Annotated in this window: 10 protein-coding genes; 6 read left to right on the top strand and 4 right to left on the bottom strand. The window is 40.0% G+C overall.

The genetic code is table 11. The features are described from left to right. Positions 1-229 precede the first annotated feature (229 nt). The 6 genes from GKD17_RS15690 (at position 230) to GKD17_RS15665 (ending at position 10,223) form a co-directional block, all read left to right on the top strand. Entirely contained in the window at positions 230-1,435 is a 1,206-nt protein-coding gene (locus GKD17_RS15690) for an ROK family transcriptional regulator (protein ID WP_005851321.1), read from the top strand. 114 nt (positions 1,436-1,549) lie between these two features. Continuing rightward, positions 1,550-2,185, top strand: coding sequence for an RNA polymerase sigma factor (locus tag GKD17_RS15685; protein ID WP_007832073.1), 636 nt, complete (start codon positions 1,550-1,552; stop codon positions 2,183-2,185). A gap of 207 nt (positions 2,186-2,392) precedes the next feature. Beyond that, the gene (locus GKD17_RS15680; protein ID WP_007832075.1) at positions 2,393-3,475 is read left to right on the top strand and encodes a FecR family protein; all 1,083 of its coding nucleotides are present in this window, start codon (positions 2,393-2,395) and stop codon (positions 3,473-3,475) included. A gap of 148 nt (positions 3,476-3,623) precedes the next feature. Next, entirely contained in the window at positions 3,624-7,361 is a 3,738-nt protein-coding gene (locus GKD17_RS15675; protein ID WP_007832077.1) for a TonB-dependent receptor, read from the top strand. Between the two features lie 15 nt (positions 7,362-7,376). Continuing rightward, positions 7,377-8,966 (top strand): RagB/SusD family nutrient uptake outer membrane protein, encoded by a 1,590-nt coding sequence (locus GKD17_RS15670; RefSeq protein WP_007832079.1) that lies wholly within the window; start codon positions 7,377-7,379, stop codon positions 8,964-8,966. 12 nt (positions 8,967-8,978) lie between these two features. Next, positions 8,979-10,223 carry an alpha/beta hydrolase family protein gene (locus GKD17_RS15665; RefSeq protein ID WP_007840049.1) on the top strand — a complete coding sequence of 415 codons (1,245 nt, stop codon included), beginning with the start codon at positions 8,979-8,981 and terminating at the stop codon, positions 10,221-10,223. Positions 10,224-10,335: 112 nt separating this feature from the next. Here GKD17_RS15665 and GKD17_RS15660 read toward each other — a convergent pair whose 3' ends face one another. The 4 genes from GKD17_RS15660 to lysS form a co-directional block, all read right to left on the bottom strand. Continuing rightward, entirely contained in the window at positions 10,336-11,070 is a 735-nt protein-coding gene (locus GKD17_RS15660; RefSeq protein ID WP_007832083.1) for an HAD family hydrolase, read from the bottom strand. 151 nt (positions 11,071-11,221) lie between these two features. Then, the gene (locus GKD17_RS15655; RefSeq protein ID WP_007832087.1) at positions 11,222-12,565 is read right to left on the bottom strand and encodes a glucose-6-phosphate isomerase; all 1,344 of its coding nucleotides are present in this window, start codon (positions 12,563-12,565) and stop codon (positions 11,222-11,224) included. A 13-nt stretch (positions 12,566-12,578) separates the two neighbouring features. Then, positions 12,579-13,574: an NAD(P)H-dependent glycerol-3-phosphate dehydrogenase gene (locus tag GKD17_RS15650; RefSeq protein ID WP_007832089.1), complete on the bottom strand. Its 996-nt coding sequence runs from the start codon at positions 13,572-13,574 to the stop codon at positions 12,579-12,581. Positions 13,575-13,630: 56 nt separating this feature from the next. Beyond that, positions 13,631-15,361, bottom strand: a complete 1,731-nt coding sequence (lysS, locus tag GKD17_RS15645; RefSeq protein ID WP_007832091.1) for a lysine--tRNA ligase — start codon at positions 15,359-15,361, stop codon at positions 13,631-13,633. Positions 15,362-15,392: the final 31 nt, after the last annotated feature.

The raw sequence follows: 15,392 nt of genomic DNA, 5'->3' as shown, positions 1-15,392 counted from the left end.
AACAACAAGTAAAAACTAAATTTATTTATTAATAATCACTCTTTTAATAAATAGAAAGATGAATAAACGACTAGGAAATATTATTTAAATGTATCTGGAAAGTGGGATTGTTACAAAAAATGATAATTTGCTTACATCTTCTAAAATATTTTTTGAAAATTCTCTTTAAATGTGATTTGATTTCATAAAAAAATAACTATATTTGTGGACATTAACGGAATATTTTATTATGGGTGAGAATTTGTTGAAAGAAATTGAAAAGGGCTCAAAGATGGCTGTGATGAAGAAGAAAATCATTACCCATTATATTTATAATGGAAGCTCTACGATTACTGATTTAGCAAGAGAGATGGATTTAAGTGTGCCTACAGTTACAAAATTCATCGATGAAATGTGTGAGGAAGGTTACATTAACGACTATGGAAAGCTGGAAACCAGTGGGGGAAGACATCCCAGTTTGTATGGTTTGAATGCAGATTCCGGGTATTTTGTAGGTGTTGAAGTGCGTCAGTTTTCCATTAACTTAGGGTTGATAAATTTTAAAGGAGATGTAGTTCAGCTAAAAATGAATGTTCCTTTTAAAGCGAAGAATACCCCTGAGAGTTTAGACGAATTGTGTAAGTTGATTAAACATTTTCTTCAAAAAGTCAGTGTTGAGAAAGATAAGATATTAAATATTAATGTAAATCTTTCCGGGCGTGTGAATCCGGATTTGGGATATAGTTACAGTATATTCAATTTTGATGAGCGCCCGTTGACGGATGTCATATCAGAAAAGGTGGGTGGTTATCGTGTTTCTATTGACAACGACACCCGTGCTATGATTTACGGTGAGTATATGCAAGGTGTTGTGAAAGGTGAGAAGAATATCATCTTTATCAATGTCAGTTGGGGATTGGGTATGGGAATTATCATTGATGGAAAGATTTATAAAGGAAAATCCGGTTTCTCTGGCGAATTCGGGCATAATTTTGGATATGAGAATGAGATTATCTGCCATTGTGGGAAAAAAGGATGCATAGAAACGGAAGTTTCGGGGGCTGCTTTGCATCGTATTCTGTTGGAACATATTAATAATGGTGAGAACTCTATTATCTCCAATACCAAGAAAAATTTGGAAGATTTGACCTTGGATGATATCATTGATGCGGTAAATAAGGAAGATTTGCTGTGTATTGAACTGGTGGAAGAAATTGGAGTGAAATTAGGCCGCCATGTAGCGGGACTTATTAATATATTCAATCCGGAGCTAGTCATTATTGGTGGTGCATTGTCACGTACAGGTGATTATTTGACACAACCCATCACTACAGCTATTCGAAAATATACACTGAACTTGATGAACCGTGATTCTGTTATTGTAGAATCTAAATTGAAAGAAAGAGCCGGGATTATCGGTGCCTGTATGTTGTCGCGCAGTAAACTGTTTGAATAATATGTAGGTATTATAAAGTAAGGGATGAGTCCATTACATGATTCATCTCTTATATTGCCTTCTTGTTAAGTTTAACTCTGAGCAAGCTCAATAAGTTTTTAAGGAGCTAGTATTATGGTTGATAGAACACATGATGAAACTAAACTTTGGGAATCTTTCATTAAAGGAGAAACGGCGGCATTTGAAGAAGTTTATCGACGCTATTATTCGTTATTGTATTCCTATGGAATTCGTATGGTAGGTGACAGAGAGCTGGTTGCCGATACCATACAGAATCTGTTCGTCAAGTTGATTTTAAATTGTAGGAATTTGCATTATACTGATAATGTAAAGGCGTATTTGCTTTGTTCTTTTAGAAATAAATTGCTGGATGCGTTTCAGTCTTTACGTCCAATGGAAGTGATTGAAGAATGCCATGAGTTTTTTCCGATGGGTGAAGAAATAATAAATTCTTTATTTAAGAAAGATGATGTGGATGTGAAGAATGAAAGGAGGCTGGCTAAGGCAATTTCATGTCTTTCTGGTCGTCAGCGTGAAATTCTGTATTTATATTATGTAAAGGAATTGAGCCATCAGGAAATATCCGCTATCTTAGGTATGAATCCTCAATCAAGCAAGAATCTTTTGTCGCGTACATTGGCACGTTTGCGTGAATTCTTTTTCTCTGTTTCAACCATTTGGATTTTCAGTATCTTGGTGCATTGTGTTCATGTGCCTGTGCGTAGTGTTTGGGCTTTTCACTTCTCTTGATTTAGCGAGTAGTTAATTGTTGTTGTTTTATCATTTGGGCATGTTTTCATGAAGTGATATTTGTGTGATGAATAAGTTTTTTTATTTGTCATATAAGGTTTATCTATTGGTCTTACGAAGACTCATGCAAAGAAAAGTGTGATTTCTTTTCTTTTTTATGAGTACCTTTTTTATCGGGTGCCGTTTTCTTAATAAAAAGGTATTTCGATGAAAAATAAAAAAACAATATATAATTCAGATGAATTTCGTAAAACAGTTCGATGCCTGACTGAGAAGATTCGGGAAGCAGATGAATTGGAATTTGTTGATGTGGAAAAATCTTTTCAGGACGTGATGAAACGAGTAGAAAGGGAAAAGAGGGTTTCCTACAGACGTCATATTTATAGGTGGTCTTTGTCGATAGCGGCAGCGATTGGTTTGATTTTAGCTATGAACTGGTGGAGTACCAATGCTGATGAGGGTACGGAGCTTGATATAGCATTGCTGAATGACACGACTTCCATTTGCGGTGATGAGGTGATTCTGATAACAGATAACCAAGCTATGAATCTGAAAAATGATGCTTCTTTAAAATATGATACTTTAGGAAGTTCGAATATTCAGCAGTATGCATTAAATACTAAAATATCCCAGGCTTCATCTGTAAAGAATGAAATGCACCAGATAATGGTTCCTAATGGGAAAAGAGCTGATATTACTTTTTCTGATGGTACTAGAATTTATATAAATTCAGGTAGTAAAGTGATATATCCGGATATTTTTGAAGAACAGAAACGTGAAATCCTGGTAGAGGGGGAGGTTTATCTGGATGTAGCCAAAAGGAAGGATTGCCCATTTGTTGTCAAAACAAGAGAGTTTGATATACGCGTACTGGGTACTTCGTTTAATGTCTGTGCCTATAGGGAAGATGAGGCTTCATCTGTTGTTTTAGTACATGGAAGCGTGGAAGTAACTACTGAGAATAAGAGCAAAGTAAGATTAGCACCTAATCAATTGGTGGATATTAAAGGTAATAAAACGCAGGTACGTAAGGTTGATGTGTCCGAATACATCAGTTGGAAGGATAATTTATTGCTGCTTCATCAAAGACCCGTAGGAGATGTTTTGAAGAAACTTGAGCGGTATTATGGGTGTAAAATACGGTATGATGCGGAGATTACTACCTTGTCATTGTCAGGAAAACTGGATCTTCAAACAGACATTACCGATGTTATGGATAATTTATGTCTTTCATTATCATTGCATTATACAATAAATGATAAAGATGAAATCTATGTGAGCCTTAAATGAGAATTGTTGAACCTTAAAACACTTTAGCCTATGGAATAAAAGAAGAATGTAAAAAAAAGAAAACCAGACAGTATTTGCCGTACTATCTGGTCACTGAATCGTTGTTTAATTATTTACCTTGAAATAAATAGAAAAAACAATCAAATATATGAAAAAATACACGAATAGAATAAAACTCATGCCTAAATTCACAAAATGTATGAGTTTAGCCATGATTTTAACATTTACAAGTTATGAAGAGGCTTTTGCGGAAATGAGTTATGCGGAACAAACTAGCTTTACCGTTTCTATGGAGAACCAGACTTTGAAGAGTGTGATTAATTGGGTAGAAAAGAATAGTCAATTTATTTTTATATATCGTACAGATATTGATTTGTCTCGTCGTGTCAATGTGGATGTACGGAATAAGACAATAGAGGAGGTACTGAAACAAATGTTTGCCGGTACTGATTTGGAATATCATATCCGTGACAGACAAGTAATAATTCGTAAGGCCATTTCTAGAGAAGAAACGCCTCCCATTGTTATGCAACAAGAGAAAGTGACTGTCAAAGGTATAGTGACCGATGCCAAAGGAGAAGCAATTATTGGGGCTAATATTATAGAGAAAGGTACTACCAATGGTACCATAACTGATATAGACGGCCAGTTTACGTTAATGGTAAGTGAAAAAGCGTCTTTGGTCTTTTCTTATATCGGTTATCTGACTCAAGAAATGGTTGTAGGGAAAAAGCCGTTTTTGAATGTTCAACTGCAGGAAGACAATAAGACTTTGGATGAAGTGGTGATAACAGGTTATGGGGGCACACAACTTCGTTCCAAGATGACTAATTCTATTGCTAAAGTTGATAATTCTACTTTAAGTACGGGTGCCCATACTAATCCGGCGCAAGCACTGTCTGGTGCAGTGGCAGGATTAAGGGTGCAGCAAACTAGTGGTAATCCGAATTCCACTCCTACTTTGGTACTTCGTGGTGGTACCAATCTGGATGGTAGCGGTTCACCTTTGGTTATTATCGATGGTGCTGTACGCGAGTCGTTGAGTGATGTGAATCCGGAGGATATCGAGTCTTTGGAGGTCATGAAAGATGCTGGTGCTACAGCTATTTACGGTGCGCGTGCTTCCAATGGTGTAATTCTTGTTACTACTAAAAGAGGTTCGGAAGGACATACGGAAATAAATTTGAGTGCGAAAGTCGGTTTCAATTTTTTCCATAGCCAGTATGAGTTTTTGAATGCTCATGATTATTTGTATTATATGCGTTCAGCATTTTATCGGTCTTCGCATATATGGCAGGATAAATCGGGCGCTTGGCATGGATTTGCCAGTGATGCGACTTTATCCGGAACACAGCCTTACGGAACAGGAAACAGATATTTTGATGAAAAAGGGAATGTACTTAATGGCAATAAAGACAATACAGCCGTATGGGGTGTTATGAATTATACAGATGATCTGGCTTTCCTGTTAAAACAAGGTTGGCAGACAATGGATGACCCGGTGAATCCGGGACAAAAATTGATTTATTGTGATAATCAGCTGAAAGATTATAATATCAAATCTCCGGCTATTACTCAGGATTATAACTTGAGCGTATCCGGCGGCAATGATAAGGGACATTATTATGCAAGCCTAGGCTATAATCGCAGCGAAGGAAATGCGATGAACAACTGGTATCACCGTTTGAATTTCACGATCAATGCAGATTATAAAATTAAGCCTTGGCTTACTTCTAATTCTTCTTTGACATTTACCGATGCAAAATGGGACGATGGTGGTGCAGGATATGCCGGTGAAGGTGATTTTTTCAGTACTACCTTGTCCGTTCCTCCTACATTCCGTGTGAAAAGTCCGGATGGCGATTGGTTGGCAGGCCCTGCCGTGGCTTCTTATGCCCGTGGCTGGACCACAGTGAAAGTGTATGAGGATGCATTGAACTATGATAATAATACAGACAAGTTTAATTTGAGTCAGTCTTTTACCTTTAATATAATGAAAGGGTTGACATTCAAGACCACAGGAACTTGGTTTTATTTTGATGACAGCAGAGAGTTCTTCAAAGGGGACTATATTGTAGCTACAGGACCGGTGTATGACACTAATCATAGTACTTCCAACAAGCATGAACGACTTTTGGACCAGACTTACAATGGAATCTTGAATTATCAGACTACATTCCGGCAAGATCATTCTATAGATGCGATGGCAGGCGTAGAATATTATGACTCATACAAGAAAGGTTTTTCGGCGTCCGGTTATGGATCTCCATTATCTGATTTTCAGGATTTGAATTATACTTCGACTGCTGCCGGAGTGCGGCAAATAGATTCCTGGCATTACAGACAACGCATTCTTTCATTCTTTGGTAGAGTGAATTATGATTATAAGTCCAAGTATTTGCTGAGCCTTGTTTTACGTCGCGATGGATACTCCAAGCTGCCAAAAGATAACCGTTGGGGAACCTTTCCCGGTATATCAGCCGGTTGGGTATTGAGTAGAGAGAATTTTATGGAGTCTTGTAGCAATGTACTTTCTTATGCTAAAATTCGTGCTAGTTACGGTGCCAATGGAAATGTGTCTGGTGTACTGGATGCTAATGGTAATGTAGTGACAGGACTTGATTATTATACGGTTCAAGGCTCTTATGGTATTATGAAAGATAAAGATGGTAAAATAGTACCCAACTATAATGGCAAAGTTCCTTTGATGATAAACGATTTGCCTAATCCCACCATGAGATGGGAAAAATCGTACACATTTGAGACAGGTTTCGATATTGGTTTTCTGAATAACAAATATATCTTGAACTTCACCTATTATAATAGACGTACACAGGATAAATTTGCAGAAATCACCCTGCCTTCCCATAGCGGAGTTTCTTCTTTCCTTTCTAACAATGGAGAAGTACAAAACCAAGGTATGGAGTTAGAACTGACTGCCAATGTTTTACGTACCAAAGATTGGAAATTTACAGTTAGTATGAATACCGCTTATAATAAGAATAAGATTATCTCATTACCGTACAATGGATTGCCGAATAATATGCAGGATGCCTATCAGGTTTATACGGGACGCAAGCTGGCAGATGGTACCTATGAAAGACAATGGGTGGGTGGTTATCAGGAAGGACAGGAATATGGTGTGATTTACGCCTTTAAATCTCTTGGTATTTATAAGAGTGAGAGTGAGATTCCAGGTAATCTGATAGACAGATCCACTTATACGGAAAATGGAGCAGATGCCAAAGTGCTCTATGGACCTGAAGCTTGGGCTAAATTGTCGGATGCCGAAAAGGAGAAAGGACTGCCTATACAGGCTGGTGATGTGAAATGGCAGGATGTGAATGGGGATGGTGTAATTGATGATTATGACCGGGTGAAATTGGGTAATACGATACCTCATTGGACCGGAGGCTTTAACATTAATACTTCATGGAAAGGATTAACTTTGAACTGCCGTCTGGATTATGCTTTAGGCTATTGGGTGCATGATTGGAAAACTCCTTGGATTATGGGTAATATGCAGGGAACATTTAATACCATATCTTTGGTTAAAGATTCCTGGTCGGAAAGTAATCCGAATGGAAAATATCCGGTGTATGGATGGGCTGACTTTTTAGGCAAACGTAATTATGACAGAATATCAGACATTAATTGTTATCGTGGCGATTATTTGGCTTTTCGTGAAATAAGCCTGTCGTATTCCTTGCCTCAGAGTTGGATTCATAAATCCGGTTTGAGCAAGGTGGATGTTTCTGTAACAGCACAGAATTTGGGATATATTACAGCAGCCAAAAATATGGCGACCCCCGAATATGGTGTCAGTCAGAATGGAGGATATCCCCTCCCTAGAACAGTTGTTTTGGGTTTAAATGTTACATTCTAATAAATAGGAAGGATTATGAAGAAAATATTTTATAGCATATTGTTGAGTGGGATGATGGTATTGTCTGCTTGTGATGCGTTGGACCTGTCTCCTGAAGATTATTATGGCTCTAATGATTTTTGGAATCAGAAATCTCAGGTAGAAATGTTTATGACTGGTATTCATGCCGATTTAAGAGATAAATATCAGATGCCTGTCACATTGGGAGAGTTCAGAAGTGAGATTCTGATAAGTGATGTTACTTCTATGGGTGAGGGGGTATATGGTCCGCCTATGACTAATAATCTGCTTACGAAAGATAATACCGGTGTCGATGATTGGTATGAGGTGTACCCAAATATCATGCATATAAATTTGTTTATCAGAAATGTAGATAAAGAAATTGATTATATGACTGGAATGGAGAAATCATTTTATTTGGGACAGGCTTATGGCTTGCGTGCATATTACTATTTCTATCTTTATCGAACATTTGGTGGTGTGCCGTTAGAGACGGAACCGAAAGTTACCGAGGGTAGCATTGATATTACGCAATTATATAAGGCTCGTTCTACTCCGGAGGAAACGTTAGAGTTTATCAAAGAAGATATTAATAAATCCGAAGCTTTCTTCAATGAGTCGGATAAGAAGATGTCCGACCAATATGAATGGTCTTATTATGCAACGGAACTTTTGAAGGCCAAGATATATATGTGGTCTGCCAAAGTCACTACAGGATTACCCGATGATGATATTGCAGGGGATCATATAGCTACTCTGACTGCCGTAGATCCTAATAACAGTGACTTGTTGACAGCAAAGAAGGCTTTATTGAATTTGGTGAACCAACAATTCGAACTGCTTCCAAACTTTGCGGATTTATGGACTCCGGAAGGGAAGAAGAATAAAGAGATTATTTTCGCTCTGTGTTTTAATAAGAATGAATTGACCAATTGGGGGGCGAACTGGTTCTATAATGTAGCCTTGTTTACCAATGCTACGGACTTGGATGGAAATAAATATGGTCCGGATCCGTTGAAGCTATTGACAGCCGGACCATTACGTTATGAGTATAAAGTGCCGTTTATCGAGATTTATGATAAGGAAGATACTCGTTTGGATGCTACTTTCTTTCAATATATGTTCGAAGGAAAGACTCGTGGCGCTTGTTGGAAAAAACTGATGGGACATACGGATGGAGGAACTCATTATTATGATTCAGATGTACCGGTATATAGATATGCTGATGTTTTGTTGATGCTGGCCGAGTGTGAAAACGGGTTGGGAGCTCCGGATAAATGTGCTGCATATATAAATGAGGTACGTAAGCGTGCTTATGGTGATAAATTTGAACAACATAAATATATCGCAGGAGATTATGCGGATAATGAGTGGGCTATTTTGCAGGAACGTGATAAAGAGTTTGTAGGTGAGGGAAGCCGCTGGTTTGATTTATTGCGTTTACGTGATTCCAACGGAAAACCTTTTGTCTTTTCTGTTAAAGCGCATTATGGAAGTTCATTGCCTATATTAACAGAGGATAAGGCGTATATGATGTTGTGGCCTGTTAATGTGGAAGTTTTGAATGGAGATCCGGAAATCAAGCAGACTCCGGGGTATGAATAATAGTGAGATAATATGATGATAATGAAAAGATTGCTCTTTTTAGTATCTGTATGCAGCTTATGTATGGTTGGTAATTCTCAGAATTACCAACCTGAGAAGCATGCAGTTGTGAAATCAGATCGTGGGGATGGACGGTTACTAAGTACTTATGCCATTGTGCATGAGATGTTGAAAGATACACATCCCCAATATGCTTACCGTTCCGGTATGTCCGCACAGGATTTTACGCAATGGCAGGATGGAGTGCGTGCTGCAATGGTGGAGATCATGAAGTTTCCCGAGATAAAGGGACAACCGTCTCCTGTCTGTGTGAAAACGGAAAAAAAAGAGGGATATATTTTAGAGAAATGGGAGTTCTATCCTTTTCCAAAGTCAGTTTCCACTTTTCTGGTTTTGAAACCGGAACATTTGAAGGGTGCAGTACCCGGAGTCTTGTGCATTCCGGGTTCCGGAAGGACCAAAGAAGGATTGGCCGGTGAGCCCGGCATCTGTGATAAGTTAACTGAGGATTATAATAATCCCAAAGTAAGTATGGCTTTGAATATGGTTAAAGAAGGTTATGTGGCGGTAGCGGTGGATAATGCCGCTGCCGGAGAAGCCTCCGATTTGGAATGTTATGATAAAGGATGGAATTATGACTATGATGTTGTTTCCCGTTTTTTGCTTGAACTGGGATGGAGTTGGCTAGGGTATACTTCTTATCTGGATATGCAAGTGCTGAATTGGATGAAAGACCAGTCTTATATCCGAAAGGACAGGATTGTGATTAGCGGATTCTCATTAGGTACAGAACCGATGATGGTCTTGGGGGTGTTGGATAAGGACATTTATGCTTTTGTGTACAATGATTTTCTATGCCAGACTCAAGAACGTGCCGTTGTGATGACTAAACCTGACAAGGAAAACAGGCGTCCTTTTCCAAATTCTATCCGTCATCTGATACCTGGTTATTGGAGGTATTTTAATTTTCCAGATGTTGTTGCGTCATTAGCTCCTCGTCCTATCATTTTTACAGAGGGAGGGTTGGACCGTGATTTCCGTTTGGTGCAATCTGCTTATGCTGCTAGTGGAAAACCGGAAAATGCGGAGTTTCATCATTATCCGAAGTTTGCTGATAAGGCAGTTAGAAAAGATGTGGAGCACCTTGATGAAGGACTGGATTCAAAGACCTATTTCGAAACGGTCAATGTAGATCCTCCTTCTCATTATTTTAAAAACGAACTGGTTATTCCTTGGTTACGCAAAGTTTTAAAGTAGGTTCAGGTATTTTGATAGGCTGTGATTTTTTATATAATATGGGCTCCTTGTTTTTCATCTAGGTGAAAGCAAGGAGCTCTTTTTTATTGATTGTGAAGAATTCTTGCAAAATTTAATCTTGTTTTAATGCAGATTGTAGTGTTTCCCAATTTTTATTGAAGTCGGGCATGGAATGAAAAAGTAAATTCGCTCCTTCATTCAGTAATACATTGTCGTGCAATGGTCCTGTATTCACGGCGATAGTAAAAATACCGGCGGCAACTCCCGCCTGTACACCTAGTGGTGCATTTTCTATTACTAACGCTTCATTGGGTTTGAAGCCGCCTTTCTTTAGGGCTATCAGATACGGTTCCGGATTTGGTTTCCCATATTTCACATCAAAGGCGGTAACCATTAAGTCTGCTTGGAAGATGCCCGGAAAATTATGATTTAACCGGTCTAATAACGAAGTTTGTCCCGAACCGGTCACTACCATCGGAGTCAGTCCTTCGCTCTTTATTTTAGTCAATACTTCCAGTGCGCCGGGCATTCGTTCTGCTTTGGGGCATTTGTTGAATTCTTCAGTTTTGGCTTGGTAGATGGCTTTTATTTCTTCTTCTGTAGCATCATGCCCACGCTCCCGGCGACTTACTATATTGATCGTAGATGCACCGGTACGCCCTTCGTGCATATAAGCTTCTTCTCGGCTGAGGCCGAAACCGAAGCGTTTCATTATTTTATGCCATGCTTCAGCATGGTTGGGCATGGAGTCGAACAGCACTCCGTCCATATCGAATAATACGGCTTTCAGGTCGATGGATTCGTATCCATGAGCATGAAGATAGTTATTTATCGCTTCTTTAAACATAGAATAAATGTATAATTATTACTTCCAACGGTTGTGACCGTTGGATTGGAACAAAGTGAAGAATCTGCAAGCACTTGGTGGATGCTTTCAGATTCTTCACTGTCATTCAGAATGACATTGATAAATGGCATTCTTTATAGGTTCTTGACGATTATAATCTAGCTTGGATGGCTTTAGACTCTTCTTCGTATCCCGGTTTGTTCAACAAAGCAAACATATTTTTCTTGTATGCTTCCACGCCCGGTTGGTTGAACGGATTTACTCCCAGCAAATAACCGCTGATACCACAAGCTTTTTCAAAGAAATAGATGATTTCTCCCAGATAATATTCATTCAGCTCGGGCACAATCAGTCGCATATTGGGTACACCACCGTCAACGTGTGCCAGCTGAGTTCCCAGTTCTGCCATCTTGTTCACTTCGTCCACACGCTTTCCTGCCAGGAAATTCAAGCCATCCAAATTTTCGCTGTCCGAAGGAACTTGAAGTGTATGTTCCGGCTTTTCGATAGAGATAACTGTTTCGAAGATAGTACGTTCACCTTCCTGAATCCACTGTCCCATAGAATGGAGGTCGGTAGAGAAGTCGACGGCAGACGGATAAATACCTTTACCGTCCTTGCCTTCGGATTCACCGTACAATTGTTTCCACCATTCGTTCATATAGTGCAGTTTGGGATTGAAGTTTACCAAAATCTCAATCTTCTTGCCGTTTTTATACAATTCATTGCGGGTAGCGGCATAAACGGCAGCAGGGTTTTCGGCAAACGGAGTAGCCGGCCCACATACTGTTTCCATTGTGCGTGCGCCTTCCACTAATTTTTCGATGTCGAAACCTGCCACTGCGATAGGCAACAAACCTACCGGAGTCAAGACAGAGAAACGGCCACCTACATTATCGGGGATAATGAAAGTCTGATATCCTTCTTTATCTGCTGTAACACGTGCAGCACCTTTCTTGGCATCTGTAACGGCAACAATCACTTTCTTCGCCATTTCCTTTCCAAGCTGGTCTTCACACTGTTTTTTCAGCAAACGGAAAGCCAAAGCGGTTTCCGTAGTAGTACCAGATTTGGAAATATTAATTACACCGAACTTTTTACCTTTCAGGTATTCAGTTAATTCGAACAAATAATCTTCGCCGATATTGTGGCCTGCAAATACGATGACGGGTCCGTCTTGTTTTGCTTTCAACCATTGGAAACTATTGGATAAAGCTTCGATTACGGCCCGTGCTCCCAGATAGCTTCCACCGATACCTGCTACTACTACTACTTCACAGTTGTCGCGCAGAACCTGGGCAGTAGCTTTCAAGTCAGCCAAATGTTCGGCTGTTATAGACGATGGCAAGTGCAACCAACCCAAGAAGTCATTACCTTTACCTGTACCGTTTTCCAATGTTTCCATGCAGGCTTTCACCTGAGGTTCGTAAGCAGCGATTGTTTCCTTAGAAGCAAAACCGGCTACTTTGTCGATGTTTAAACTAATATTCTTCATTGTATCTGATATTTTATCTGAATGAATCAGTTAATAATTTAATCTCAATCATGGGCGAGATGCGCTCATATAAAATATTATATACGGCATCTACGATAGGCATGTTCACGTGCAAGTGCTTGTTTAACTCCTTGATACATTTCGTTCCGTAGTATCCTTCGGCAATCATTTCCATTTCTATCTGTGCGCTTTTTACGGAATAACCTTTACCAATCATGGTCCCGAATACGCGGTTCCGGCTGAAATTGGAATAAGACGTTACCAATAGGTCACCCAGATAGGCGGAATCGTCAATAGAACGTTCTACGGGATGTACGGTATTCAGGAAGCGGTTCATTTCCTGAATGGCATTCGATATTAATACGGCCTGGAAGTTGTCTCCATATTTCAGACCGCTGCAAATTCCGGCGGCGATGGCATAAATATTCTTCAACACAGAAGCATATTCTATACCTGCCACATCCGGGCTTACAGAAGTTTTTATATAATGTCCGGCCAGTTGGCGGGCAAATATTTTCGCCTTGTCAATGTCTTTACATCCGATAGTAAGGTAAGAAAGACGCTCCAAGGCTACTTCCTCTGCATGGCACGGACCGGCGATGACGGCTATATTCTCTTCGGGAACACCGTATACCTGGTGAAAATAATCGGAAACAATCAGGTTCTCGTCAGGGACAATACCTTTGATAGCAGTGACAATGAACTTGTCCTTTATTTTGGTTTTCAGCTTTTTCAGGTGGCTTTTCAGATAAGGAGAGGGGGTAACAAATATCAGAGTATCCGATTCCTTTACCACCTTGTTAATATCTGATGAAAAGTTGATGTTCTTTATTTCAAAGCGCACACTTGTCAGATAAGCCGGATTATGTCCCAAACGCTTGAATTCTTCGATTCTGTCGTCGCGGCGCATATACCAGTTGATTGATTCAGCCTGAGCCAAGACTATTTTTGCAATAGCCGTGGCCCAGCTGCCACCACCCATTATCGCTATTTTACCGGGCAATTTCATGCTTATTATTTATGATGGATAATTGACAATTGGAATAATTCTCAATCTTTAAATTCTCAATTCTCAATTTTCGCAATCCATCCGGCAACTTCGTCCACCGTAGGATTGGTCAGTTCCAATTTATATTTTTTGTTGATTCCGCAAATGTCCATATGCAACTTCTGCGGATTCACTTCTTTCATATCGCTCACCAGGTTATAGCCTGCTTTCTGAATGACAGGAACCCAGTCTTCTGAAATTCCCAATTCCATAAATTTGGCAGGAGTGTCTTTCGGAGTAACCTTTTCGGGACGCATCTGGGGGAAGAACAATACTTCCTGAATGGTAGACTGCCCGGTCATCAGCATCGTCAGACGGTCCATACCGATACCCATCCCCGAAGTGGGGGGCATACCATATTCCAACGCACGGACAAAGTCCTTGTCAATAATCATCGCTTCGTCATCTCCCTTTTCGCTCAGTCTCATTTGTTCTTCGAAGCGTTCCAACTGATCAATCGGGTCATTCAGTTCAGAGTATGCGTTACACAGTTCCTTGCCGTTTACCATCAGTTCGAAGCGCTCTGTCAAATCCGGATTGCTGCGGTGTATTTTTGTCAGCGGAGACATTTCTTTCGGATAGTCGGTGATGAAAGTAGGCTGGATGTAAGTACCTTCACAGAATTCTCCGAAGATTTCATCAATCAGCTTGCCTTTACCCATTGTATCGTCAATTTCCATGTTCAGTTTCTGACAAACTTCGCGTATCTGTTCTTCGTTCATGCCTGTCAGGTCATAGCCGGTGTGTTCCTTGATGGAATCCAGCATAGTGACACGCTTGTACGGGGCTTTGAAATCAATAATGTTGTCGCCTACCTTTACCTGAGTGGTTCCATTTACATCCAGACAGATTTTTTCAATCATCTTTTCTGTAAACTCCATCATCCAGTTATAGTCTTTGTAGGCAACATATATTTCCATGCAGGTAAATTCAGGATTGTGTGTGCGGTCCATTCCTTCGTTACGGAAGTTCTTGCCTATTTCATACACACCTTCGAAACCACCTACGATAAGTCTTTTCAGGTACAATTCGCTGGCGATGCGCATATACAGCGGCATGTCCAGTGCGTTGTGATGAGTAATGAACGGACGTGCGGCTGCTCCGCCGGCAATGGATTGCAGAATCGGAGTTTCCACTTCCATATAACCTTTTGAGTTGAAATATTCACGCATAGAGCTGAATACCTTGCTGCGTTTGATGAAGATGTCTTTTATCTCCTCGTTTACGGCTAAATCCACATAACGCTGGCGGTAACGCAGTTCGGGATCTTCAAACTTATCGTAAGCGACCCCATCCTTATATTTTACAATAGGAAGTGGTTTGATAGACTTGGACAGTACGGTCAGTTTTTTAGCGTGGATACTGATTTCACCCATCTGGGTTCTGAATACGAATCCTTCTATACCGACGAAGTCACCAAGGTCCAGCAGACGTTTGAACACTGTGTTGTACAATTCTTTATTTTCATCCGGACAGATGTCGTCACGAGTGATATATACCTGGATACGGCCTTTTGAGTCTTGTAATTCGATGAATGAAGCTTTACCCATCACACGGCGGCTCATCATACGTCCGGCTACCGATACTTTGCGAGGTTCCTCATCATCTTTGAACTCAGCTTTTATATCTGTAGAAAATGCATTGGTTACATACTCAGCTGCGGGGTATGGCTCGATGCCCATAGCGCGCAATTCATTCAGACTGTTTCGTCTGATAATCTCCTGTTCACTTAGTTCTAATACGTTCATCCTGTTAAAACATTAACTCAATTTGTTGGCA

Source organism: Phocaeicola dorei (assembly GCF_013009555.1).
Taxonomy (GTDB): domain Bacteria; phylum Bacteroidota; class Bacteroidia; order Bacteroidales; family Bacteroidaceae; genus Phocaeicola; species Phocaeicola dorei.
Note: the sequence above shows the minus strand (reverse complement) of the source record. Positions and strands in the feature narration are given on the sequence as shown.